At 67.6% G+C, this 21,454-nt stretch carries 22 protein-coding genes and 1 tRNA gene; 4 read left to right on the top strand and 19 right to left on the bottom strand.

Features of this window, described 5'->3' with window-relative positions; genetic code table 11:
* Positions 1 to 349 precede the first annotated feature (349 nt).
* Both C8N38_RS11470 and C8N38_RS11465 read right to left on the bottom strand, forming a co-directional pair.
* A complete protein-coding gene (locus tag C8N38_RS11470) occupies positions 350 to 919 on the bottom strand; it encodes a DUF6538 domain-containing protein (RefSeq protein ID WP_146176260.1) in 570 nt (189 codons plus the stop codon).
* 53 nt (positions 920 to 972) lie between these two features.
* A tRNA-Tyr gene (locus C8N38_RS11465) sits at positions 973 to 1,056 on the bottom strand.
* 77 nt (positions 1,057 to 1,133) lie between these two features.
* On the opposite strand from C8N38_RS11465, the gene rlmB reads away from it, so the two are divergent.
* Entirely contained in the window at positions 1,134 to 1,949 is an 816-nt protein-coding gene (gene rlmB / locus C8N38_RS11460; RefSeq protein ID WP_108027312.1) for a 23S rRNA (guanosine(2251)-2'-O)-methyltransferase RlmB, read from the top strand.
* A 232-nt stretch (positions 1,950 to 2,181) separates the two neighbouring features.
* Here the strand turns inward: rlmB and C8N38_RS11455 are convergent, their stop codons facing one another.
* The 15 genes from C8N38_RS11455 to C8N38_RS11385 form a co-directional block, all read right to left on the bottom strand.
* Positions 2,182 to 3,396, bottom strand: coding sequence for a DegT/DnrJ/EryC1/StrS family aminotransferase (locus C8N38_RS11455; RefSeq protein ID WP_108027311.1), 1,215 nt, complete (start codon positions 3,394 to 3,396; stop codon positions 2,182 to 2,184).
* Positions 3,397 to 3,485: 89 nt separating this feature from the next.
* Entirely contained in the window at positions 3,486 to 4,784 is a 1,299-nt protein-coding gene (locus tag C8N38_RS11450) for an NAD(P)/FAD-dependent oxidoreductase (protein WP_108027310.1), read from the bottom strand.
* Positions 4,781 to 6,136: a glutamine synthetase family protein gene (locus tag C8N38_RS11445; protein WP_108027309.1), complete on the bottom strand. Its 1,356-nt coding sequence runs from the start codon at positions 6,134 to 6,136 to the stop codon at positions 4,781 to 4,783. Before C8N38_RS11445 ends, C8N38_RS11450 begins: the two co-directional genes overlap by 4 nt.
* 3 nt (positions 6,137 to 6,139) lie before the next feature.
* Entirely contained in the window at positions 6,140 to 6,817 is a 678-nt protein-coding gene (locus C8N38_RS11440) for a type 1 glutamine amidotransferase (protein ID WP_108027308.1), read from the bottom strand.
* Positions 6,818 to 6,897: 80 nt separating this feature from the next.
* Complete coding sequence (locus C8N38_RS11435; protein WP_108027307.1) at positions 6,898 to 8,229, bottom strand: glutamine synthetase family protein; 1,332 nt, start codon at positions 8,227 to 8,229, stop codon at positions 6,898 to 6,900.
* Entirely contained in the window at positions 8,226 to 9,065 is an 840-nt protein-coding gene (locus C8N38_RS11430) for an ABC transporter permease (RefSeq protein ID WP_108027306.1), read from the bottom strand. The genes C8N38_RS11435 and C8N38_RS11430 overlap by 4 nt, the downstream gene beginning before the upstream one ends.
* A complete protein-coding gene (locus C8N38_RS11425; protein WP_108027305.1) occupies positions 9,062 to 9,943 on the bottom strand; it encodes an ABC transporter permease in 882 nt (293 codons plus the stop codon). Before C8N38_RS11425 ends, C8N38_RS11430 begins: the two co-directional genes overlap by 4 nt.
* A 48-nt stretch (positions 9,944 to 9,991) precedes the next feature.
* Positions 9,992 to 10,711, bottom strand: a complete 720-nt coding sequence (locus C8N38_RS11420) for a transporter substrate-binding domain-containing protein (RefSeq protein ID WP_108027304.1) — start codon at positions 10,709 to 10,711, stop codon at positions 9,992 to 9,994.
* 34 nt (positions 10,712 to 10,745) lie between these two features.
* The gene (locus C8N38_RS11415; RefSeq protein ID WP_108027303.1) at positions 10,746 to 11,522 is read right to left on the bottom strand and encodes an ABC transporter ATP-binding protein; all 777 of its coding nucleotides are present in this window, start codon (positions 11,520 to 11,522) and stop codon (positions 10,746 to 10,748) included.
* A gap of 180 nt (positions 11,523 to 11,702) precedes the next feature.
* Positions 11,703 to 12,149: a tellurite resistance TerB family protein gene (locus C8N38_RS11410; protein WP_108027302.1), complete on the bottom strand. Its 447-nt coding sequence runs from the start codon at positions 12,147 to 12,149 to the stop codon at positions 11,703 to 11,705.
* 66 nt (positions 12,150 to 12,215) lie between these two features.
* The gene (locus C8N38_RS11405) at positions 12,216 to 13,007 is read right to left on the bottom strand and encodes a 23S rRNA (adenine(2030)-N(6))-methyltransferase RlmJ (protein ID WP_108027301.1); all 792 of its coding nucleotides are present in this window, start codon (positions 13,005 to 13,007) and stop codon (positions 12,216 to 12,218) included.
* 25 nt (positions 13,008 to 13,032) lie between these two features.
* Positions 13,033 to 14,676: a CTP synthase gene (locus C8N38_RS11400; protein ID WP_108027300.1), complete on the bottom strand. Its 1,644-nt coding sequence runs from the start codon at positions 14,674 to 14,676 to the stop codon at positions 13,033 to 13,035.
* Between the two features lie 221 nt (positions 14,677 to 14,897).
* Positions 14,898 to 15,272, bottom strand: a complete 375-nt coding sequence (secG, locus tag C8N38_RS11395; RefSeq protein WP_108027299.1) for a preprotein translocase subunit SecG — start codon at positions 15,270 to 15,272, stop codon at positions 14,898 to 14,900.
* Positions 15,273 to 15,335: 63 nt separating this feature from the next.
* Positions 15,336 to 15,761 carry a DUF6524 family protein gene (locus tag C8N38_RS11390; protein WP_108027298.1) on the bottom strand — a complete coding sequence of 142 codons (426 nt, stop codon included), beginning with the start codon at positions 15,759 to 15,761 and terminating at the stop codon, positions 15,336 to 15,338.
* A gap of 153 nt (positions 15,762 to 15,914) precedes the next feature.
* Positions 15,915 to 16,313 (bottom strand): DUF6524 family protein, encoded by a 399-nt coding sequence (locus tag C8N38_RS11385; protein WP_108027297.1) that lies wholly within the window; start codon positions 16,311 to 16,313, stop codon positions 15,915 to 15,917.
* 150 nt (positions 16,314 to 16,463) lie between these two features.
* Here C8N38_RS11385 and C8N38_RS11380 point away from each other — a divergent pair, with 150 nt between their 5' ends.
* On the top strand, positions 16,464 to 17,756 hold the full coding sequence (locus tag C8N38_RS11380) for an adenylosuccinate synthase (protein WP_108027296.1): 1,293 nt from the start codon (positions 16,464 to 16,466) through the stop codon (positions 17,754 to 17,756).
* The gene (locus C8N38_RS11375; RefSeq protein ID WP_108027295.1) at positions 17,756 to 18,016 is read left to right on the top strand and encodes a DUF2842 domain-containing protein; all 261 of its coding nucleotides are present in this window, start codon (positions 17,756 to 17,758) and stop codon (positions 18,014 to 18,016) included. The genes C8N38_RS11380 and C8N38_RS11375 overlap by 1 nt, the downstream gene beginning before the upstream one ends.
* Positions 18,017 to 18,032: 16 nt before the next feature.
* Here C8N38_RS11375 and C8N38_RS21660 read toward each other — a convergent pair whose 3' ends face one another.
* Entirely contained in the window at positions 18,033 to 19,736 is a 1,704-nt protein-coding gene (locus C8N38_RS21660) for a hypothetical protein (protein ID WP_215731128.1), read from the bottom strand.
* Between the two features lie 141 nt (positions 19,737 to 19,877).
* Between C8N38_RS21660 and C8N38_RS11365 the strand changes: the two genes are divergently transcribed.
* Complete coding sequence (locus C8N38_RS11365) at positions 19,878 to 20,561, top strand: thiamine diphosphokinase (RefSeq protein WP_108027294.1); 684 nt, start codon at positions 19,878 to 19,880, stop codon at positions 20,559 to 20,561.
* On the opposite strand, the gene C8N38_RS11360 is transcribed toward C8N38_RS11365, so the two are convergent.
* The gene (locus C8N38_RS11360) at positions 20,527 to 21,447 is read right to left on the bottom strand and encodes a DMT family transporter (RefSeq protein WP_108027293.1); all 921 of its coding nucleotides are present in this window, start codon (positions 21,445 to 21,447) and stop codon (positions 20,527 to 20,529) included. The genes C8N38_RS11365 and C8N38_RS11360 overlap by 35 nt on opposite strands.
* Positions 21,448 to 21,454 lie beyond the last annotated feature (7 nt).

Genomic DNA, 21,454 nt, shown 5'->3' with positions numbered 1-21,454 from the left:
GAAGTCCAGATCCGGGCGGCGGTCCTCAACCGCTTCACGGCGCTCGGCATCCCGCTCACCGTGGCCATGGGATAAGTGTGTCCGGGGAAAGGGGAACTGCGGTCGTCAGCTGATTTGCGCAACAGCGCCCGTCTGAGGTGCTGCTGGTGTTCAAGTAGTGTAGGGGCCAGTCTTTTTTTGGTGGCCCGTTAGAGCGCCGACTGAGGGGCTGTCGGTCGCGTAATCTCATAAGGACTAGCGCACTGGACGGATGCGCTCAGGTGATCGGCGGTGGTATTCTCTCGAAGGTATGGGAAAACTAAGAACTCCCGCACATGGCCCCCGCACACTCGCGGCTAACCAACGGAAATCAATAGGATTGCTCCGAGTGAACACACTCTGACCACGGCCGACGCAAGCGAAGGTGGAAGTCGTGCTCGTTCATAGGTGTGGGTTTATTGCCGTGCGTGCCCCGCCATCGCCGAGGGCGTGTCCCCGGCTGACCGGTGCGCTCCGAGGGTGTCGAGCGGAGGTCGTCCATGTGGGCAAGGGCCACGCGGCGGGTGATCTTCGAGACCTCGGCATTGCCCGTGAATGTCTCGAAGCGTTGGAGGATACGCCGATAACGCTCCTTGGTCGAAGGCTTGATGCCGTCACTCTGGGCCAGCCAGCGGTGGGAGGTCGCTCGAACGGTGGTGTCTTGCGATGTCTCCGGTGTGCTGACCGCTTGGGGGCCGTCGTATTTCGCGAAGAGCGACGCCTTGATTTCCTCAAGGGTTTCCCTGCGTCGGCTCAGGGCTTCCCCAAGGTCGGAGGAGCCGAGGGATCGAATGATTTCCCGCTTGCCGACCGCCGGTCTCAACTCGACAGGAACGGTGAATCGCAAAACGTAGACAGCGCCGCGCTTGAAGACGCCCTTGGGCAGAACTGTAAGGGTCACGCCGGTAAGTCTCTCGTACACGAGAGAGCGTAACCCTTTGAAAAGCGGGGGGATGGTGGGCGACCCTGGAATCGAACCAGGCGTGGGTCTCCCCGGCGGAGTTACAGTCCGCTGCCGCACCTTGCAGCACGTCGCCCTGAGTGAGGCGCTGGATACGCAAGCTCCGGGGGCGCGTCAACAGGAAAATCCCTTGCGGCGGCCGCGCCGAGGCGCCATGGTCGCCGCCTGTCGGAACGGGGGCGATGACGTGGCCAAGAAACCCACCTGGGTGATCGAGAAGGAACGCGGACGGCGGGCCGCCGCGGCCGAGACCGTCTGGCTTTTCGGGATGCATGCGGTCCGCGATGCGCTGGAAAACCCGTGCCGCGACAAGCTGCGGCTGGTGGTGACGAAGAATGCCGCCGACCGGCTGGCCCCGGCCATCGCGGCCGCCGGGATCGAGCCCGAACTGTGCGATCCGCGCCGCTTTGCCGCGCCGCTCGACTCCGAGTCGGTGCATCAGGGGGCGGCGCTCGAGGTGCGGCCGCTGGACTGGGGCAAGCTTGGCGATGTCTGCGACCCGGGGACGGGGCCCGCGCTGACGGTGCTGCTCGACCGGGTGACCGACCCGCATAATGTGGGGGCGATCCTGCGCTCGGCCGAGGTGTTCGGGGCCCGGGCCGTGATCGCGCCGCACCGCCATTCGGCGCCCGAGACCGGGGCGCTGGCCAAGACCGCCTCGGGCGCGCTGGAACGCCAACCCTATCTGCGGGTCCCGAACCTCGCGCGGGCGATGGAAGAGCTCAAAGACCTGGGCTACAGCCTGATCGGGCTGGACGGCGAGGCGCCCTCCACGCTGGCCGAGGGGCTTGCCGGGATCGGCGCGGCCCCGGTCGGGCTGGTTTTGGGGGCCGAAGGGCCGGGCCTGCGCGAACTGACCCGAGCCACCTGCGACCGGCTGGTGCGTATCCCCGCGGCGGGCGGGTTCGGGTCGCTCAATGTCTCGAACGCGGCAGCGGTGGCGCTTTATGCGGCGGCGGTGCGCCCCTAAGATGGCCTCCCGGGCCTGACAAAGGCGGGGCCCGTAGTCTTCGGATCACAGTTCCATGAGCGGGCTGGAAAAGACCGCGCTGCGGTCCCATGTCTTACGGGAAGGGCGGAGGCCCGGAACGCCTTCGTCCTGCTTCACTGTCCCTCGTTCCGCGACTGGCGCCCGGAAATTCCGGGCGCTTTTTTTACCGCTCGTGCCTTTTCGCCGCCGGGCCGGGCCGAGTCAAGCGCGCTCAGGTGCCATAGGCCCGCGCCTCGGCGGTTTTCACCGTCTCGGCGGCGGCGACCAGCGCCCCCGCGATCCGGTCCAGTTCGGCCCGTGGCAGATGGGCGGGCAGCCGTGCGTCGCAGGCCCGCATCAGCATCGCCCGGGTCTTGGGCAGATCGCGCCGCAGCCCTCCCGGTAGATCGTCGAGAAACCCCCAGTTCCAGAACGCCCGCGCATTGTCGGTGCTGAGCCCGAAGACCTGCACCTGCACCCCAAGCGCGGCAGCGGCATCCTGAAAGGCGCGCGCCTCGTCGTCGGTCTCGAAGCCGACGAGGTTGAACTGGATCGAATCCGGGGCGCGCGTTTCGGGGGGCAGGGGCGGCGGGACCGACAGCCAGGGCGACCGGTTCAACAGCACGGCGACGTGGTCGTGATTGGCGCGGCCCTCGCGCACCCGGCGGGCGACCTCGGGCAGTTGCGGGCGGATCACCGCAGCCGAGAGGTTCTGCATCCGCATGTTGTAAAGCGGCAGGCGGTTCTGCCAGCGGGCAAAGGCTGCGGCCAGCCCGTCATGCTTTTTCCAGTTATGTTCGTAGGCGCCCGACATGATGACGGCGCGGGCCAGCAGGTCGGGGTCCTCGGTGACCAGCATCCCGCCCTCGCCGCCATTCACCAGCTTGTAGGACTGGAACGAGAAACAGCCGATCCGGCCCAGCGTCCCGATCTTGCGGCCGTGCCAGAGCGTGCCCAGCGAATGCGCCGCATCCTCGATCAGCGGGATGCCACGGGCGTCGCAGGCGGCGGCGATGGCATCCATGTCCGAGGTGTGGCCGCGCATGTGGCTGATCAGGACGGCAGAGATGTCGTCGTCCAGCCGGGCCTCGAAATCCTCGAGATCGAGCCGGAAATCGGCGCCGACCTCGGCCAGAACCGGCACGCAATCGGCATGGATCACCGCCGAGGGGACGGCCGCGAAGGTGAAGGCCGGGATCAGCACCCGCGCTCCGCGCGGCAGGTCCAGCGCCTTCAGCGACAGGAACAGCGCCGCCGAACAGGACGAGACCGCCAGCGCGTAGGGAACGCCCAGAAGCGCCGCGAAATCGCGTTCAAGCAGCGTGACCGGCGCGTCGGCGGCAGCGGTATAACGGAACAGGTCCCCGGTGCGCAGCAGGCGGTCGATCTCGGCGCGGGCGCTTTCCGGGATCGGTTCGGCATCGTAGACAGTGCGGGAGCGGGTCATGCGGTCACCTTATCCGACGTCGTCTCGATGGACGACCCTATCCGACCGGAAGTGACTCAGAGATGTGACAGGATGGCGACGATCGGAAATCAGAGCCCGACTGTGTCCCGCAAAGCATACCAGGCCATCGCCAGCGCCAGAAGCGGCGCGCGCAGCGCCGCGCCGCCGGGGAAGGGCGGGCAGGGGAGGCGGGCGAAGGTCTCGAAGGCCTCGGTCTCGCCCTGCACCGCCTCGGCCAGCACCCGGCCTGCGAGCGTGGCCATCGCCACCCCGTGGCCGGAAAAGCCCGAGGCCGAATAGATGCCCGGCGCGGGCGTGCCGAGATAGGGCAGCCGCGAGCGCGTGATCGCCAGTGTGCCGCCCCAGGCATGGGTCAGCGCGACATCCTTGAGTTGCGGGAAGACTTGCAGCATCGGTTTGCGCACCAGCGCCCGGATGTCCTCGGGGAAGCGGTAGCCATAGCTTTCGCCGCCGCCGAACAGAAGCCGCCCGTCGGGCGACAGCCGGAAGTAGTTCACCACGAACCTGCTGTCGGCGACCGCCACGTCGCGGGACAGCACCGAGGCCGCGCGCGCGCCAAGCGGTTCGGTCGCGACCATGTAGTTGTTGATCGGCATGACCCGAGCCGCGACCCGGCGGTCGAGCCCGCCGAGATAGCCGTTGGCCGCGAGGATCACCCGGTCGGCGATGATCCGGCCGCGATCCGTCACCACGACCGCGCCCGCATCGACCCGCTCGACCAGCGTCGTCTCGTGGATCGCGGCGCCTGCTTCGGCTGCGGCGCGGGCCAGCCCCAGCGCATAGGCCAGCGGGTTGAGATGGCCCGCGCCCCAGTCGATCACCCCGCCCCGATAGCCGGGGGCGCCGACGATGGCGTGCAGCTCGTCGCGGGTCAGCGGCTCGACCAGGTCGTAATCGTAATCGCGGCGCAGCTTTTCGGCATAGGCATGAGCCTCGCGCGTGCCCCGGTCGGACCAGTCGGCATAGACGATGCCGGGGCGGTAGTCGCAGGCGATGGCGTGATCGCGGATCAGGTCCGAGACCAGCCCGCGCGCCGCTTCGGCCAGATGCCACAGCTTTGCCGCGTGCCCGTCGCCCAGCATCGCCTCGAGCGCGTCCTGATGCAGCCGCTGGCCCGAGCCGACCTGTCCGCCGTTCCGCCCCGAGGCGCCAAAGCCCACCCGGTGCGCCTCGACCAGCACGGTGTCGAGCCCGGCCCGGGCCAGATGCAGCGCCGCCGACAACCCGGTATAGCCGCCGCCGACGATGCAGACATCGGCGCGCCGGTCGCCATCGAGCGGCGCGAAGGGCGCCAGCGGCGGGGTGGTTTCGGCATACCAGCTGGCGGGATAGGCCCCGCGTCGGTCGTTCGCGAAGAGCAGGTTCATACGTTCAGCAGCAGATGTTCGCGTTCCCAGGGGCTGATGACCTGCAGGAACTGCTTGTATTCCAGTTCCTTGACCGCCGAATAGACGGTGCAGAATTCTTCGCCCAGGACCTCGCGCATGGGTGAGGCCGCCTCGAAGAGATCGAGCGCCTCGGCCACGTTGCGGGGGATGTCCTCGTCGCCCGAATAGGCGTCGCCGGTGAATTCGGGCCGGGGCAGAAGTTCTTCGGTCAGGCCCAGATAGCCGCAGGCGAGCGAGGCCGCGATGCCCAGATAGGGGTTGCAATCCATCCCCGCCAGCCGGTTTTCGACCCGCCGCGCCTCGGGTTCGGCGACCGGCACGCGCAGGCCGGTGGTGCGGTTGTCGCGCCCCCAAAGCAGGTTGATCGGCGCCGCGAAGTCGGGGACGTAGCGGCGGTAGCTGTTCACATAGGGCGCGAGCAGCGCGATCACCGAGGGCATGTGGGTCTGCATGCCTGCGATGAAATGCAGGAAGGCGGGGCTTTCGCTGCCATCCTCGTTCGAGAAGATGTTCAGCCCGGTCCGCGCATCGACCACCGAGTGGTGGATATGCATGGCCGAGCCGGGCTCGTCCTCGATGGGCTTGGCCATGAAGGTGGCGTAGCAGTCGTGCCGCATCGCCGCCTCGCGGATCAGCCGCTTGAAATAGAAGATCTCGTCGGCCAGCTTCACCGGATCGCCATGGCGCAGGTTCAGTTCCACCTGGCCCGCACCGCCTTCCTGCAGGATGCCGTCGATTTCCAGCCCCTGCGCCTCGGCGAAATCGTAGATGTCGTCGATGACGGGGCCGTATTCGTCGACCGCGCTCAGCGAATAGGCCTGACGCCCCGCCGCGCGTCGGCCCGAGCGGCCCATCGGCGGCTGCACCGGTTCCGACGGGTTGGTGTTGCGGGCGACGAGGAAGAACTCCATCTCGGGCGCAACGATCGGCATCCAGCCGCGGTCGTTGTACAGCTTGACGATCCGTTTCAGCACGTTGCGGGGCGCGGTCGGCACCATCTCGCCCTGCTGGTCGAAGACGTCGTGAATGACCTGCAGCGAACAGTCGGCGGCCCAAGGCGCGGCCGAGGCGGTGCTGAAATCCGGCGTCAGGATCATGTCGGGCTCGGTGAACGCCCGGCCCTCGATATCGGCCCAGTCGCCGGTGATGGTCTGCTGGAAGATCGAGTTGGGCAGATAGAACCGGGTCTGCGTCACGAACTTGCCCGCGGGCATGGCCTTGCCGCGGGCGACGCCCGCCAGATCGGCCACGATGCACTCGACCTCGTCGAGGCGGCGCCCCTCGAGATACGCGCGGGCGGCCTCGGGAAGCTGGTCGCGCCAGTCTTTCATGGCTCAGCGCCTTTCGGTGAAGAAACGGGCGATCCGCGCGGCCATCGCGGCCGAGTCGGTGGGCAGGTCAAGCCGGGCGCGGGCCTCGGCCAGGGTCTCGTCGGGCACCACGCCGGGGCCGCGCTCCTCGATCAGGCCCTTCTCGAAGGCCGGGGCGAATTCCGGGTGCGGCTGCACCGTATAGGCATGCTCGCCATAGATCAGCGCGGCATGGGCGCAGCCGGGCGCGCTGCCCACCGTTTCGGCGCCATGCGGCGGCTCGATCACCTGGTCCTGATGCCAGGCGTTCAGTCGGTAGTCCTGCCCCTCGATCCGGTAATCGCGCGGGCCGACCGACCAGCCGCCCGCGAATTTCTCGACCCGGCCGCCCAGCGCCTGGGCGATGATCTGGTGGCCGAAGCAGATGCCGACCAGCGGCACGCCACCCGAATAGGCCTGCCGGATGAACTCTTCCAGCGGGTGGATGAAGGCGTGATCTTCATAGGCGCCAAAGCGCGACCCGGTGATCAGCCAGCCTTCGGCGGCGTGGATCGAGGGCGGGAACTGCATGTCGAGCACGGGCCAGGTGTGGAAGGTGAAGCCGTGGCCTTCGAGCAGCCGAACGAACATGTCGGGATAGTCGCCATGCGCCGCGCGAAGCGCGTCGGGCGCGTGGCCTGTCTGCAGGATACCGATCTGCATGGGAGTCTCTTGATTATGTGCGCTCAACCTAGTCTTGCCGCGTGCGGCGGGCAAGCCCCCGCGCCGCGCCCGGACCGGGCTCAGACAGTGTCGAGATAAAGCGCCATCTGCGCGTCCTCGTCGAGCCCGGCGATGCGGCGCGCTTCCTGCCGCTTGGTCATGGTCAGGTTGCGGATCAGCCCGCGGCGGAAGATCCGGGCCATGCGCGGGCTGTGTTCGAAGGCGTCGATCGCGCCCTGCCAGCAGGTCGGGATCTGCGGCAGGTCGAGTTCATACGCATTGCCGGTGATGGGCGGCGGCGGCTCGAGCTGTTCCTCGACACCCTGCAGGGCCGCGCCGAGGATCGCCGCGATCATCAGATAGGGGTTGATGTCGCCGCCCGCGACGCGGTGCTCGATCCGGCGGGCGCGGGGGCTGCCGCCGGGAATGCGGATCGCGGCGGTGCGGTTCTCAAGCGCCCAGCAGATGCCGGTGGGGGCGTGGTTGCCGGGCACCAGCCGGTCGTAGCTGTTGGCATGGGGCGCGAGGATCAGCGTCATGTCGGGCATTGCCGCAAGACAGCCCGCCACGGCCTGACGCAGGAAGCCCGAGCCCTCGGGACTGGCGTCGTCGAAGATGTTGTTGCCGCGCGCGTCGAGCACGGAGAAATGGGTATGCAGCCCGTTGCCGACATCGTCGGCATAGGGCTTGGCCATGAAGCTGGCGGCAAAGCCGTGGCGCCGGGCCATGCCGCGCACCAGGAGCTTGAACAGCCAGGCGTCGTCGGCGGCCTTCATCGCGGGGCCGTGCATCATGTTGATCTCGAACTGCCCGGTCCCGGCCTCCGAGATCGCCGCATCGGCGGGAATGTCCATCGCCTCGCAGGCGTCGTAGAGATCGGTGAAGAAGGCGTCGAAGGCGTCGAGCGTGCGCAGCGACAGGATCTCGCCCGCCTCGCGGCGCTTGCCCGAGCGTGGCGAGCGCGGCGGGTGCAGCACCTCGTCGCTGTCGTCGATCAGGTAGAATTCAAGCTCGGTCGCCACCTGCGGTGCCCAGCCCCGGCGCTCGTATTCGTCAAGCACCACCGCCAGCGCGTGGCGCGGGCAGCCCTCGAAGGGCCGGCCCTGTTCATCGAACATCCACAAGGGCAGAAGCGCGGTCGGCGCGTCGAGCCAGGGCATCGGCACGAAGCCCCGCCCCGTGGGGCGCAGCACGCCATCGGCATCGCCGGTCTCGAAGACGAGCGGGCTGCCCTCGATATCCTCGCCCCAGATGTCGAGATTCAGCACCGACAGCGGAAAGCGGGTGCCTTCCTCCTCGATCTTGCCGGCAAAGCGCGAGGGCACGCGCTTGCCGCGCGCCTGACCGTTCAGGTCGCAGGCGGCCATCCGGATGGTCCGGATCTCGGGATTGTCGCGAAGCCAGGCGCTCATCTTATGACCTGCGGGCGGATCCTCAGGCGCGGCCGGGACTCGGACGGCATGTGGCGGTTCAAACGGCGGTTGATCAGCCCGAAGAGGCCGATGATCGCAAGGGTCACGAGGATGAAATAGAAGGCCACGATCGGATAGGGGATGAAGGGGTTGAAGGTCTTGTCGGCGAAGTAGTTGGCATAGTAAAGCGCGTCGCCCTTCTGCTGCCAGGCCGGAAAGCCGGAAAAGTAAACCAGCGTCGTGGCATGGAAGAGAAAGATCGCCTCGTTGGTATAGGCGGGCCAGGCCAGCCGCAACATGGTCGGCCAGACGATCCGCCGGAACCTTTTCCAGCCCGCCATGCCATAGGCATCGGCGGCCTCGATGTCGCCCTTGGGTACCGAGCGGAGCGCGCCGTAGAAGATCTCGCCGGAATAGGCGGCGGTGTTCAGGAACAGCACGACCAGCGCCCCCGCCCAGGCGCGGGTCAGCCAGCCCGTCTCGGCGGTGATGTGGGTGAAGATCAGGTTCAGCTCGATCCCGTTTCTGGGCAGCAGCACGAAGGCCTGATAGGCTAGGAAGAACTGGATGAAGAGCGGCGAGCCGCGGAAGACGAAGATGAACCATTCGGCGGGCTTGCGGACGACCCAGGCGCTGCTGTTGCGCGCCACCGCGACCGCGGTCGCGAGGAAGAAGCCGAAGAACAGCGCAAGCGCCCCGAAATAGATGTTCCAGACCAGCCCCGAGCCGATCAGGGTGAATTGCTCGCACAGGGTGAAGTCCGAGCGCGGCAGCAGCCGCTCGCCATAGCCGAGCGAGCGGAAGGCGTAATCCTGGAATGTCTGCACGCAGCTCATTGCGCGGCCTTTCGCTGGGCTTCGCCCGCCAGCGTCGCCTGCCCGTGCGAAAGCCGCGCCGTCAGCCGGGTCAGCACCGCCTCGGAGACCCGGGTCAGCATCAGGTAGAAAATCAGCAGGCCGAGGAAGTAGTAGAGCCGCCAGTCGGGATGCGGATAGGCGAAGATCGAGGTCTTCGAGCCGCCCAGCTCGCGGGCCCAGTAGACGATGTCCTGCACGCCCAGCAGGAACAGCAGCGGCGTGGCCTTGATCAGGATCATCCAGAGGTTCGACAGGCCCGGCAGCGCATAGATCCACATCTGCGGCACTAGGACCCGCCAGAAGGACTGGCGCGGGGTCATGCCATAGGCCTCGGCGGTCTCGATCTGGGCGCGGGGAACCGCGCGCATCGCGCCGTAAAGCACATTGGCGGCGAAGGCGCCGAAGACCACGGCGAAGGCCAGCACCGCCAGCGCGAAACCGTAGGTTTCATGAACCCATTGCGGGCTCGTCGACAGCGGCAGCTTGGCCGCCGGGCAGACCACGAAATCGCTGCCCTGCCGGACCGGCTCGGTCCAGTCGGGGCATTTGACCTTGTGGCGCAGCCACTCGAACCCCTGATCCATCGCGACCGGGACGAAGAGGAAGAAGACGATATCGGGAATGCCCCGGACCATCGCGGTGTAGGCCCGCCCGAAGATCCGGAGCGGCCAGATCCGCGAGCGCGCGGCCATGGCGCCGCCGAAGCCGAACAGCAGGGCTGCCGGGGCGGTGATCGCCAGCAGGGCGAGCACGACCAGGAAGGACTGGTAGAACGCCATGTGCTTGCCGCTGGTGAGATAGCAGGCAAGCCAGTTCAGACCTTCGAGGGTGGAGGGATCTGCGCAGGACGCGAACATTTGGGACTGGCGGGGCGGGGCGAACCGGCCGCCCCGCCCGCATCTGTCTTACCAGCGGGGCGAGTCTTCGCCCAACCACTTGATGATGAGCGCGTTCATGGTGCCGTCATCCTTCATGGACTGGATCGCGGCGTCGAACTTGTCCTTCAGCTCGGGATCGGACTTGCGGAACGCCATGCCGATGCCGTTGCCAAGCGGGGTGTCCTCGCCGACGAAGACCATGTCGCCCTCGTTCACGATCGGCACCAGGACGTCCTTGTCGGCCAGCACCGCATCGGCCTCGCCATTGCGGACGGCCGCGACGCATTCATCGGACGTGGGGTATTCCAGCAGGGTCGCGCCGGTATCGACCACATGATTGGCCTGGATCGTGCCGGTCTGGGCCGAGATCACGCCGCCTTCAAGATCGACCTCGTCGCTCAGCGCAGCATAGGAGGACAGCGAGGGGGGCGTGTAGGGCTGGGTGAAGGCGACGACTTCCTCGCGCTCGGGCGTGATGCTCATGCCGGCGATGATGGTGTCGTAGTTGCCCGAGACGAGGTTCGGAATGATCGAATCCCAGTCATTGGTGACCCAGGTGCAGGTCAGTTCGGCGCGCTTGCAAAGTTCGTCGCCCAGCTCGCGTTCAAGCCCGTCGACCTCGCCCGCATCGTTGATGAAGTTGTAGGGAGGGTAGGCGCCCTCGGTGCCCAGACGCACCACGTCCTGCGCCAGCGCCATGCCGGCCGAAAGGGCCAGGGCGGCGGTGCCAAGGATCAGCTTTTTCATCGGAAGTCTCCCATGTTGTCTTACATGTGGCCGTTCAAGCGGCCGTTGCACTCAGGAATTGCTGAAGACGCGCCGAGGATGGCGCGCCGAACACGGTCTCGGGCGGGCCCTGTTCCTCGATCAGGCCCTGATGGAGGAAGACGACGTGATCCGAGACATCTGCGGCCAGTCGCATGTCATGGGTGACGAGGACCATCGTGCGCCCCTCTTCCGCCAGCACCTTGATGACCCGAACGACTTCCTGCTGCAACTCGGGATCGAGCGCCGAGGTCGGTTCGTCGAACAGCAGCGCGCGGGGCTGCATCGCCAGCGCCCGGGCGATGGCCGCCCGCTGCTGCTGGCCGCCCGAAAGCTGGGCGGGAAAGGCGTCGCATTTGTCGCCGATGCCGACCTTGTCGAGCAGAGACCGCGCGCGGACCTCGACCTCGTGCCGGTCCTCGCCCAGCACGGTGACGGGGGCCTCCATCACGTTCTGCAGGATTGTCATGTGGGACCAGAGATTGAACTGCTGGAACACCATCGACAGGTTGGTGCGGATACGGATCACCTGATGGCGATCGGCGGGATGGCGCGCGGGGCCGGTGCCGCGCCACTTGACCGGCTCGCCCTCGAAGAGGATCTCGCCCTGCTGGCTGTCTTCCAGAAGGTTGGCACAGCGCAGAAGCGTCGATTTGCCCGAGCCCGAGGACCCGATCAGCGAGACCACATGCCCTTTCGGCGCGGTGATCGACACGCCTTTCAGGACCTCAAGATCCCCATAGCTCTTGTGCAGATCGCGAATGTCGAGAACGGGCGGGGTAGGTTCAGTCACGCGAAAGCCGCTGCCAAGTTATTGTCCGGGCTCGGATTAGGGCGCAATTCGGACCTGATTGCAACGGGGAAACGGCGCCCCGACAGGCGAACGCACAGGATTTGGGCAATGTGTCCCAGCCGTTCGCGCATAGGGGTTGCGGTTGCGGCGCGCCGGACGCGGCCTGCCCGGGGTCGGGTCTCAGCCGGCGTGTTTCGCCTCGGCCCGCTGGCGGGCCAGCGCGCTGTCGCGGTCGTTGACGCCGAGAAGGTTTGCCACCAGACGCAGCAGGCCGTCCTCCTCGTCGTCGCGCACGCCATCGGCCAGAACCACCTCCCACAGCGCCTCGACCACGCCCTCGCGGTGCTCGTAGGGCACCGCGTCCTTGATCGCGCGGGTAAAGCGGACGGTATCGGGGGCCTGCGCCTCCAGCGTTTCGGCGCGGCTGCGCAGCTCCAGCGCCTGGTCGGGGCTCAGCGCATAGCGCGCCGCGAGAATGCGCGAGATCCGCTCGGCCTCCTCGCGGGCATAGTCGCCATCGGTTCGCGCGATTCGCACCAGCAGGGCTGCCAGAGCCAGCCGGGCGTCGGGATCGTCGAGCCGGTCGGGGTCGGGGCCGATCAGGCGGTTGAGGAAGTCTGCGAACATGGGGGGGGATATAGGCCTGTGTCGCGCGCCGGGAAAGGCGTTTTGCACCCCGGCGGGCTGCGCGGCTCAGCTGGCCGTGCCCGAGAGCGCCGAAAACAGCCGGCCGAGGGCCGCCGCCTCGGCCTCGAGCCCCCAGGGCGGGTTGACCACAAAGAGTCCCGAACCGATCAGCCCGTGACCGTCACGCGCGGGCGGAAACCGCACCTCGTGGCGAAGCGCCTCGGGAAAGGCTACGCGCAAGGCCGACGTCATCGGCGCATGGGCGCCCGCGGGCAGGATCGGATACCACAGCACCAGCGTGCCCACGTTCCATTTGCGATGGAGCGCCGCCATATGCCGGGGGATCGCAGCGTAATCGGTCTTCACCTCATAGCTGGGGTCGATCAGCATCAGGCCCCGCCGGGGCGTTGGCGGGGTCAGCGCCTGCGCCGTCTCGAATCCGTCCCGGGCCAGCACATGCGCGCCGAACGGGGCCATCGCGGCTTCCAGTGCGGCGCGCTCCTGCGGGTGCAGTTCGGCCAGATGGAGCGCATCGCCCGGCCTCAGCGACAGCGCCGCCAGCAGGGGCGAGCCCGGATAGGCGCTGGCGCCGAAGCGCGCACGCACCTCGGTCAGCCGCCGCCGATAGGGATGGGCCTCGGGCAAGCGCCGCTCCATCACGCCGATGCCCGCGGCCGCCTCGCCGGTCCGGACCGCCTCCGCCGCGGCCAGATCGTAGAGGCCCCGCCCGGCATGGGTCTCGATATAGGTCAGCGGCTTGTCCTTGCGGGTGAGGTAGTCGAGCATCGCACACAGCAACGCGTGCTTGTGTACGTCGGCCAGATTTCCCGCATGGTAGATGTGCTGATAGGACAGCATGGCGTGACGGCCCCGCGCGCGGTCCTCAGACCAGCCGCGAGGCCTCGACCGCGGCGCGCACGAAATCGGCGAACAGCGGATGCGGCGCGAAGGGCTTCGATTTCAGCTCGGGATGGAACTGCACGCCGATGAACCAGGGATGGTCCTTCCACTCGACGATCTCGGGCAGGCGGCCGTCGGGCGACATGCCGGAAAACACCATTCCGCAGGCTTCGAGCTGCTTGCGGTACTTGATGTCGACCTCGTAGCGGTGGCGGTGGCGTTCCTCGATCACGGTCGATCCGTAGATGTCGGCCACCTTCGAATCCTTCAGCAGATGCGCGGTGTAGGCGCCCAGCCGCATGGTGCCGCCCTTGTCGTCGCCGAGCTTGCGTTTCACCATCGCATTGCCCTGCACCCATTCCTTGAGGTGGTAGACGACGGGGGTAAAGCGCTTCTTGCCGGCCTCGTGGTCGAATTCCTCCGACCCGGCATCGGACAGCTCGGCGACGTTCCGCGCCGCCTCGATCACCGCCATCTGCATCCCGAGGCAGATCCCCAGATAGGGCACGCCACGGGTGCGGGCGAATTCCGCTGCCTTCATCTTGCCCTCGGTGCCGCGCTCGCCGAAGCCGCCGGGCACGAGGATCGCGTGGAAGCCTTCCAGCCAGGGACCCGGGTCCTCGCGTTCGAAGATCTCGGCATCGATCCATTCGGCCTTGACCCGGACGCGGTTCGCCATGCCGCCATGAGTCAGCGCCTCGGCAATGGATTTGTAGGCGTCTTCCAGCTGGGTATACTTGCCCACGATGGCGACGCGCACCTCGCCCTCGGCGTTGAAGATCCGGTCGGACACGTCTTCCCATTTCGAAAGATCGGGCTTCGGCGCCGGGTTGATCTGGAACGCATCCAGCACCGCCTGGTCCAGCCCCTCGCGGTGATAGGCCAGCGGCGCCTCGTAGATCGACTTGAGGTCCTGCGCCGCGATCACGCTGTCGGGGCGCACGTTGCAGAACAGCGCCAGCTTTTCGCGTTCCTTGGCCGGGATCGGTCCCTCGGACCGGCAGACCAGCACGTCGGGCGCAATGCCGATCGAGCGCAGCTCCTTGACCGAGTGCTGGGTCGGCTTGGTCTTCAGCTCGCCGCTGGCCTTGATGTAGGGCAGCAGCGTCAGATGCATGAAGATGCACTGGCCGCGCGGCTTGTCCTGGCTGAACTGGCGGATCGCCTCGAAGAAGGGCAGGCCCTCGATATCGCCGACCGTGCCGCCGATCTCGCACAGCATGAAATCGACCTCGTCCTCGCCGGTGGCGATGAAGTCCTTGATTTCGTTGGTGACGTGCGGAATGACCTGGATCGTCTTGCCCAGATAGTCGCCGCGGCGTTCTTTCTCCAGCACGTTGGAATAGATCCGCCCCGACGAGATCGAATCCGTAGACCGTGCCGCGACCCCGGTGAAGCGTTCGTAATGCCCCAGATCGAGGTCGGTTTCAGCCCCGTCATCGGTGACGAAGACCTCGCCATGTTCGAACGGGCTCATCGTGCCGGGGTCGACGTTCAGGTAAGGGTCCAGCTTGCGCAGCCGGACGGTAAAGCCGCGCGCCTGCAGCAGGGCCCCCAGCGCGGCCGAAGCCAGGCCCTTGCCCAACGACGACACAACCCCGCCCGTGATGAAAATGAAGCGTGCCATGTAGCTGGAGTCTCCCGTGACTAATGCTCGAAGGTCTGCTGGATTCGGGGCGCGCACGCCCCAGCATCACGGGACTTGGACTATAGCGGATTCGCGACGGAGCCGCAACCGGACCGCAAGATGCTGGGGCGGGTCTGTGGCCCGAATCAATGTGTTGTGGTGATTTTGTGTCAGCCGCGCGGTCCCGGCCGGTCGGGCCGCGCGGTGGGGCGGGGCGCGGCCTAGTCCGCGCGGGGCGGCGCAACCGGCGTGTCGCTGGGCGCGACCGGGGCGGGGGGCAGAAGCCCGGGCTCGGTGGCGGGCGCATCGCCGGGCGCGGTCTCGTCCTGGGCGGCCGGGGCGGGGATGCCCAGCCGGTCGACGACCGAGGTGCCTGCGGCGTTTTCAGCGGCGATGATGGTCAGCGCGATCGAGCTGGAGATGAAGCAGACCGCGAAGAACCAGGTCAGCTTGCCCAGCGGCGTGGTCGGGGCGCGGCCGGTGATCGTGCCACCCCCACCCATGCCGAGCCCGCCGCCTTCGTTGCGCTGCAGCAGCACAATGCCGATCAGGCAGACGGCGAGGATCAGATGAACGATGAGGATGACGTTTTCCATATGGAGCGGCCCCGGCTTTGACTTGGCGCGTACCTATGCCGAACGGGCCGCTCCCGCAACCCCTCAGGCGCTGGCGGTCTTGCCGGCGGTTTTGCTGGTCGACCGGGCTTTCTTGGCGTTCGCCGCCTTGATCTTGCTGGGCGAGCGCCAGCTCATCGCGCCGCCGAGGATCAGCGACAGCAGAACCGCGCCGCCCCAGACGTTGAAGCTGCTCATTTCCATGCTGAGTGTGCCATTGCCGACAAGGATGTAGCCCAGAAGGCCGAGGATGATCACCAGCAGGATGATCCCCAGAACGCCGAGCGTGCGGACGGCGGCGACGAGGTAGATCAGCAGGGCCAGGGCCAGCATCACGCCGATACCGATGACCAGCGGTTTGTCGGTGGCGTAATTGTCCTGGGCCCAGGTGACGTAGTTATAGTCGGTCGGATTGTAGGTGGCGGCGAGCAGCAGGAAGGCGACCAGCCAGCGAAGCAGGAATCCGGACATTCATGTTCCTCCGTGATTATTTTGATGTGCCGACTCGACAAGAGTTTAACGCGGCCTAGGGCGGATGCGTCGACTTTCGGGCGGCCTCATCGTCGCAGGGCCGGGCCGATCCGGGGCCCGTCAAGGCTCTGCGACGCGATGTCCCGCGCGGATCTAGTCGTCCACGTCGTCGATATCGGCCTGTCCCGAAAGCTTCCGCCGGATGATGCTCCAGCCCAGTCCGACCCCCAGAACCAGCGACAGCGCTAGCAGCCCGATCCAGGTGTTGAGCCCCGGATCGTCCAGCCGGATCACGTTCCAGTCGACCAGCACCCAGAGCAGTGCTCCGACGAGTGCCGCCACCAGCGCCATGCCGAACGGCCCGATCGAGCGCAGCGTGGCGCGCAGGTAGATCGCGTAGCCGGTGAACAGCAAAAGCCCCGCCAGCACGACCATCGGCGTCTGGCTGTCCCAGCCTGAGATCGCCCAGCGGACGTAATTCCAGGGGGTGGGGTTGTAGGTCAGGGCCAGCAGCAGGAAGGCGACCAGCCAGCGAAGCAACAATGCGGCCATTTCGGGCTCTCCGTTCGTTCGTGTTTCGTGCGTCCTGCGGCGAATCTAGCGATCCGGGCGGCGGTGTCGCCGAGTTTTTGCCTTGCCTCGTCGCCGCAGGCGTTTATACCTGCGCGGGTTTGCATTGCAGCAGCTTGAAAGGAATTGGCCGTGGCCAATGTCGTCGTCGTTGGCGCCCAGTGGGGCGACGAGGGAAAAGGCAAGATCGTGGACTGGCTGTCCGAACGCGCCGATGTGGTGGCGCGGTTCCAGGGCGGGCACAACGCGGGCCATACCCTGGTGATCGACGGAACCGTCTACAAGCTGAACGCGCTGCCCTCGGGCGTGGTCCGGGGCGGCAAGCTCAGCGTGATCGGCAACGGGGTCGTGCTCGACCCCTGGCATCTGGTGAAAGAGATCGAGACGATCCGCGAGAAGGGCGTCGATATCACGCCCGAGACGCTGATGATCGCCGAGAACACGCCGCTGATACTGCCCTTCCATGGCGAACTTGACCGCGCCCGCGAAAGCCAGAACACCCTGGCCAAGATCGGCACCACCGGGCGGGGCATCGGCCCCTGCTACGAGGACAAGGTCGGCCGCCGGGTGATCCGGGTCGCCGATCTGGCCGACGCCGCGACGCTGGAACTGCGCGTCGACCGGGCCCTGGTGCACCACAACGCGCTGCGCGCGGGGCTGGGCCTGCCCGAGATCGACCGCGACGCGCTTCTGGCAAGCCTGCGCGAGATCGCGCCCGAGATCCTGAAATACGCGGCCCCGGTCTGGAAGGTGCTGAACGAGAAGCGCCGCGCCGGCAAGCGGATCCTGTTCGAAGGCGCGCAGGGCGCGCTTCTGGACATCGACTTCGGCACCTATCCCTTTGTCACCTCGTCGAACACCATCGCCGGTCAGGCCGCGACCGGCACCGGCATCGGCCCGGGCGCGGTCAACTTCGTGCTGGGCATCGTCAAGGCCTATACCACCCGCGTGGGCGAGGGGCCGTTCCCGACCGAGCTGAAGGACGACGACGGCGAGCGTCTCGGCACGCGCGGCCATGAGTTCGGCACCGTGACCGGACGCAAGCGCCGCTGCGGCTGGTTCGACGCGGTGCTGGTGCGCCAGACCTGCGCCACCTCGGGCATGACCGGCATCGCACTGACCAAGCTCGACGTGCTCGACGGGTTCGAGACGCTGAAGGTCTGCGTGGGTTACGACCTGGACGGGACCCGGCTCGACCATTTGCCCACCGCCGCCGATCAGCAGGCCCGCTGCACGCCGATCTACGAAGAATTGCCGGGCTGGCAGGAATCGACCGAAGGCGCGCGCAGCTGGGCCGATCTGCCCGCGAACGCCATCAAGTATGTGCGCCGGGTCGAGGAACTGATCGACTGTCCGGTGGCGCTTTTGTCGACCTCGCCCGAGCGCGACGACACCATCCTCGTCACCGATCCGTTCTCCGACTGATGGCGCTGTCCTGGAAAGCCCGCCGCCGCTGGTCGCTGGTGATCCTGCTGATCGGATTGCCCGCCTATATCGTGGTGGCCGTGAGCGTGATGAACGCGCTCGGCCGCCCGTCCTTCCTGGTCGAGCTTCTGGTCTATGTGGCGCTCGGCATCGTCTGGGCGCTGCCCTTCCGCTTTGTGTTCCGTGGCATCGGGCAGCCTGACCCGGACGCGCCGCGAAAGGACGAAGCCGCCGGGAAAACCGGGCGGCGCGACGGTTGAACGGCGGTCTCGTCCCTCAGGCGATGCGGTTGGCGGACCTGTCTTCCCGGCCGCCCGCCACGTCGTCCATCACGAACTGGCCGCGTCTCAGCCGCCGGAACCGCCCGTCGCGCAGGTGAATGCCGAAGGCCCGCAGCATGTCCTCGCGCTGAAAGCCGTCGCCCGCGATGCTGCGGGCCAGTTCGATCACCTGCGGCCGGGTGAAATAGGCCACACCCTCCTGCCGCATCAGATAGGCGGCCCCGGCCTCCAGCAACCCCGCAAGATCGGTCGGGTCATGCGCGCCGAGATCGGCGGCGAAGGCGCGCAGCCGGGTCTCGGTCGCGGGCAGGACCGGTGTGTCGAGCCGCAAGGTCGCGCTGCTTTCGGCGGGGGCGGCCGTTTCGGAACGGGCAATTTCCTTCGGTTCGTCGATCCGCTGCTCGGTCACCAGGATCAGCGGCGCCAGTCGGCCGCGATCCCCGTCCGCCGAAGTCTCGCGGTCGCCGCGCACCACCTCTGCCAGCGCCTGGCGATAGGGACGGGTCGGGCCGTCATCGTCGCGGCGCAGGCGATTGCCGATCCGCCGCTCGGCCACCGTGGCGGCGACCGCCGCTTTCAGATGCGCGATCGAGGCCTGGCGGCGTTTCTGTTCGGGGCCGGCCAGCTTGGTATTGGTCTCGTCCAGCAGCCGTTGAAGCGCCAGTTCGTGATCGGCAAGATCGGCCGACCGGGTGCGCTCGGCCGGGCCCTGACGGGCCGGGACCGCATCGCCGGATGCGGGATGCGGGCCTGGGCTCGGATCGGCCAGCCGAACCGGCGCGCCATCGGCCTGAAGGGCGGCCAGTTCGGCCTGAAGGTCGGCCTCGTCGGACTCCGGCAGCCGGGCGTCGGGGTCGGCCGGAGGGGCGAGCGGCCGTTCGGGCGTGTCGGGCCATGCGTCGGTCAGATCGTCCCGGCGCAGCTTCAGCACCCGGGCGCGCGCCTGCTGCGGCCGGGCCGGTGCCGCGGAGGCTTCTGCGGTCTCTGGAACCGTGCGCGATGCGGCATTGGCCGCCGGGCCGCGATCCTCCGGGCAACGCCGCAACTCGGGACCGGAGGCCGCTGCCGTGTGCGGGCGGTCCTCGGCGGCCGAGGCCCGGGCGGGCGCATCTGGCCGGTGGCTGTGCCGGGCCGCGACGCCTGTGTCGCTTTCAGGGCCAGCCTTCTGTCGAAGAGGGGAGGCCGCCCTGCCCGGATCCGCCGGGTGCTCCGGCGGTCGGACGAAAGGGCGCTGCGGGCCCTGCGCGGGTGCCGCGAGGTCGTCGGTTTCGTCCTCGAAATCGGGTCCGGCCAGTTCGGCATCCGTCGCATGGGCGGTTTCCACCGCCGCGCGAATGCGCGCCAGTTTTGCGGCGACGGATTCGGGTTCGTCGGCGCGCGGCGGCAGCACCTTGGACGGTGCCGGCGCCGCATGCGATACCTGCGCGGCCCCCGCGACCGGGCTTTCGCCAGAGCGCAGCACGACCCCGTCCAGTTCGACGCGGGCCTCGACCCGGCGGCGCACCTCGCGTTCGGCGATGCGTTGAAGGGTTTCGGCATCGGGGGGCGGAGGTTCGGCGCCGAAATACCGGTCTTCGGCCGCAAGGTCCCGGAAATACTCGGTGACGGCCTTCATCATGCCAAAGGAATCTTCGAACCCCTCCAGCTTGCAGGAGAAGGTCCCATAGGAAACCGTCAGGGTCTTGGTCGGACCAACCATCCGAAACTCGCTTTCTCCCCGAACACTACACGCCTATGTTTACCATAGTGCGGTTCCAGAGAATGAACAGAAAGCGGAATTTTCAAGGTTTTTTCGTCATTTCGGGACTGTCCGCCACGATCTCTCCCAAAGGTTGCCAGAATGCCGACACAATTCGTCCATCATTCCGACAAGATCACGCTTCTTGGCGGCGCCTCGGTCGATCCGGCGCTCTTGAGTCGGGCGCTGGTCATCGCGCCGGCCCTGGTGGCGGCCGATGGCGGGGCGGATACGGCGCTGGCGGCGGGACGCATGCCCGAGGCGGTGATCGGCGATTTCGACTCTATCTCCGAAGCGGCGCGGGCGGCGATCCCGGCCGAGCGCCAGCACCCGGTGGCCGAACAGGACAGCACCGATTTCGAGAAATGCCTGCGCCATGTCGCGGCCCGGCTGATCCTGGGGATCGGCTTCCTCGGCGACCGGTTCGACCATGGCCTGGCGGCCCTGAACGCACTTGTGCGCCATCCCGACCGGCGCTGTCTGCTGATCGGCGACGACGATCTTTGCTTTCACTGCCCGCCGGAACTGGCGCTGGACCTGCCGCCGGGGTCGCGCTTTTCGCTCTTTCCGATGGCGCCTGTGCGCGGCACCAGCAGGGGGCTGCACTGGCCCATCGACGGGCTCGATTTCGCCCCGGGCGGGCGGATCGGAACCTCGAACCGGGTCTCGGGTCCGGTGCGACTGCGGATGGAGCGGCCGGGTATGGCGGTGATCCTGCCGGTTGCGGCGCTGGACGCGGCGGTTGCGGCGCTCATGGGGCCGGAGGCGGCGGCCGCGTCAGGCTGAGCCGACGTTCGCGCAGGAAGACGTAAAACCCCGAGCCGATGATGAGCGCGATCCCGGCCAGCGCCTCGAGGTCGGGCAGGTCGTCGAAGATCAGATAGCCCAGCGCCGCCGCCGCGACGATTTCAAGATATTGCAGCGGGGCGATGGCGGCGGTCGGCGCGAGCCGCAGGGCTCCGCTGATCAGAAGATGCGAGACGGTGGCCGCAATCCCGACCCCGGCCAACCAGACCCAGAATGGGCCTCGCGGCCAGACCGGGTCGAGCGGTCCGATCCCCGAGCCGTCGCAAAGAACCAGCACCGGCAGGACGATGAAGCTGGCCGCGACCGCTGTCCAGGCCTGCAGCGCCACGGTGGGCATCCGCCGCGCAATCTGTCGCGTCAGCACCATGTAGGCGGCAAAGCAGAAGGCGGTGGCCAGCGGCAGCAGCGCCACCGCGCCGAAGGCCGCAAAGCTCGGCCGGATCACCAGCATCGCGCCTGAAAACCCGACCGCCGAGGCGACGATCCGGCGCCAGCCCACGGCCTCGCCCAGGAAGAGCGCGCCCAGCAGGGTCAGGATGAACGGCTCGACAAAGAAGATCGCGATGGCATCCGCCAGCGGCATCGCCTGCAACGCGGCGAAGAACGCGGTTGTCGCACAGAGGATCAGCCCGGCCCTCACCAGATGCAGCGCCGCCTCGCGCGCCGAGGGCCAGGCGAGTTGCCCCAGAGCGACAGCCAGCGGCATCAGGATCGCGGCCTGCACGCCGAAGCGTGCGGCGGCGATCTGGCCCACGGGGATCTCCGCCGAGGCGAGCTTGGCGAAGCTGTCCATCACCGGGGCGGTGACGGTAAAGCCGACCATCAGAAGGATGCCGGGCAGGATGCGGTCGGTGCTTTGGGTCATCCAGTCG

It is taken from the genome of Rhodovulum kholense (assembly GCF_003053725.1).
Lineage (GTDB): Bacteria > Pseudomonadota > Alphaproteobacteria > Rhodobacterales > Rhodobacteraceae > Rhodovulum > Rhodovulum kholense.
This window is presented reverse-complemented; position numbering and strand designations above follow the sequence as displayed.

Excerpts from the sequence above, each read along its gene's own strand:
- C8N38_RS11375 (WP_108027295.1), top strand. The coding sequence starts at position 17,756 with ATGGCGCTGTCCTGGAAAGCCCGCCGCCGCTGGTCGCTGGTGATCCTG.
- C8N38_RS11455 (WP_108027311.1), bottom strand. The coding sequence starts at position 3,396 with ATGACCCGCTCCCGCACTGTCTACGATGCCGAACCGATCCCGGAAAGC.
- C8N38_RS11365 (WP_108027294.1), top strand. The coding sequence starts at position 19,878 with ATGCCGACACAATTCGTCCATCATTCCGACAAGATCACGCTTCTTGGC.
- C8N38_RS11445 (WP_108027309.1), bottom strand. The coding sequence starts at position 6,136 with ATGAAAGACTGGCGCGACCAGCTTCCCGAGGCCGCCCGCGCGTATCTC.
- C8N38_RS11450 (WP_108027310.1), bottom strand. The coding sequence starts at position 4,784 with ATGAACCTGCTCTTCGCGAACGACCGACGCGGGGCCTATCCCGCCAGC.
- C8N38_RS11430 (WP_108027306.1), bottom strand. The coding sequence starts at position 9,065 with ATGAGCTGCGTGCAGACATTCCAGGATTACGCCTTCCGCTCGCTCGGC.
- C8N38_RS11390 (WP_108027298.1), bottom strand. The coding sequence starts at position 15,761 with ATGTCCGGATTCCTGCTTCGCTGGCTGGTCGCCTTCCTGCTGCTCGCC.
- C8N38_RS11400 (WP_108027300.1), bottom strand. The coding sequence starts at position 14,676 with ATGGCACGCTTCATTTTCATCACGGGCGGGGTTGTGTCGTCGTTGGGC.
- C8N38_RS11405 (WP_108027301.1), bottom strand. The coding sequence starts at position 13,007 with ATGCTGTCCTATCAGCACATCTACCATGCGGGAAATCTGGCCGACGTA.
- C8N38_RS11385 (WP_108027297.1), bottom strand. The coding sequence starts at position 16,313 with ATGGCCGCATTGTTGCTTCGCTGGCTGGTCGCCTTCCTGCTGCTGGCC.
- C8N38_RS11360 (WP_108027293.1), bottom strand. The coding sequence starts at position 21,447 with ATGACCCAAAGCACCGACCGCATCCTGCCCGGCATCCTTCTGATGGTC.
- secG (WP_108027299.1), bottom strand. The coding sequence starts at position 15,272 with ATGGAAAACGTCATCCTCATCGTTCATCTGATCCTCGCCGTCTGCCTG.
- C8N38_RS21660 (WP_215731128.1), bottom strand. The coding sequence starts at position 19,736 with ATGGTTGGTCCGACCAAGACCCTGACGGTTTCCTATGGGACCTTCTCC.
- C8N38_RS11420 (WP_108027304.1), bottom strand. The coding sequence starts at position 10,711 with ATGAAAAAGCTGATCCTTGGCACCGCCGCCCTGGCCCTTTCGGCCGGC.
- C8N38_RS11435 (WP_108027307.1), bottom strand. The coding sequence starts at position 8,229 with ATGAGCGCCTGGCTTCGCGACAATCCCGAGATCCGGACCATCCGGATG.
- C8N38_RS11410 (WP_108027302.1), bottom strand. The coding sequence starts at position 12,149 with ATGTTCGCAGACTTCCTCAACCGCCTGATCGGCCCCGACCCCGACCGG.
- rlmB (WP_108027312.1), top strand. The coding sequence starts at position 1,134 with ATGGTCGCCGCCTGTCGGAACGGGGGCGATGACGTGGCCAAGAAACCC.
- C8N38_RS11425 (WP_108027305.1), bottom strand. The coding sequence starts at position 9,943 with ATGTTCGCGTCCTGCGCAGATCCCTCCACCCTCGAAGGTCTGAACTGG.
- C8N38_RS11440 (WP_108027308.1), bottom strand. The coding sequence starts at position 6,817 with ATGCAGATCGGTATCCTGCAGACAGGCCACGCGCCCGACGCGCTTCGC.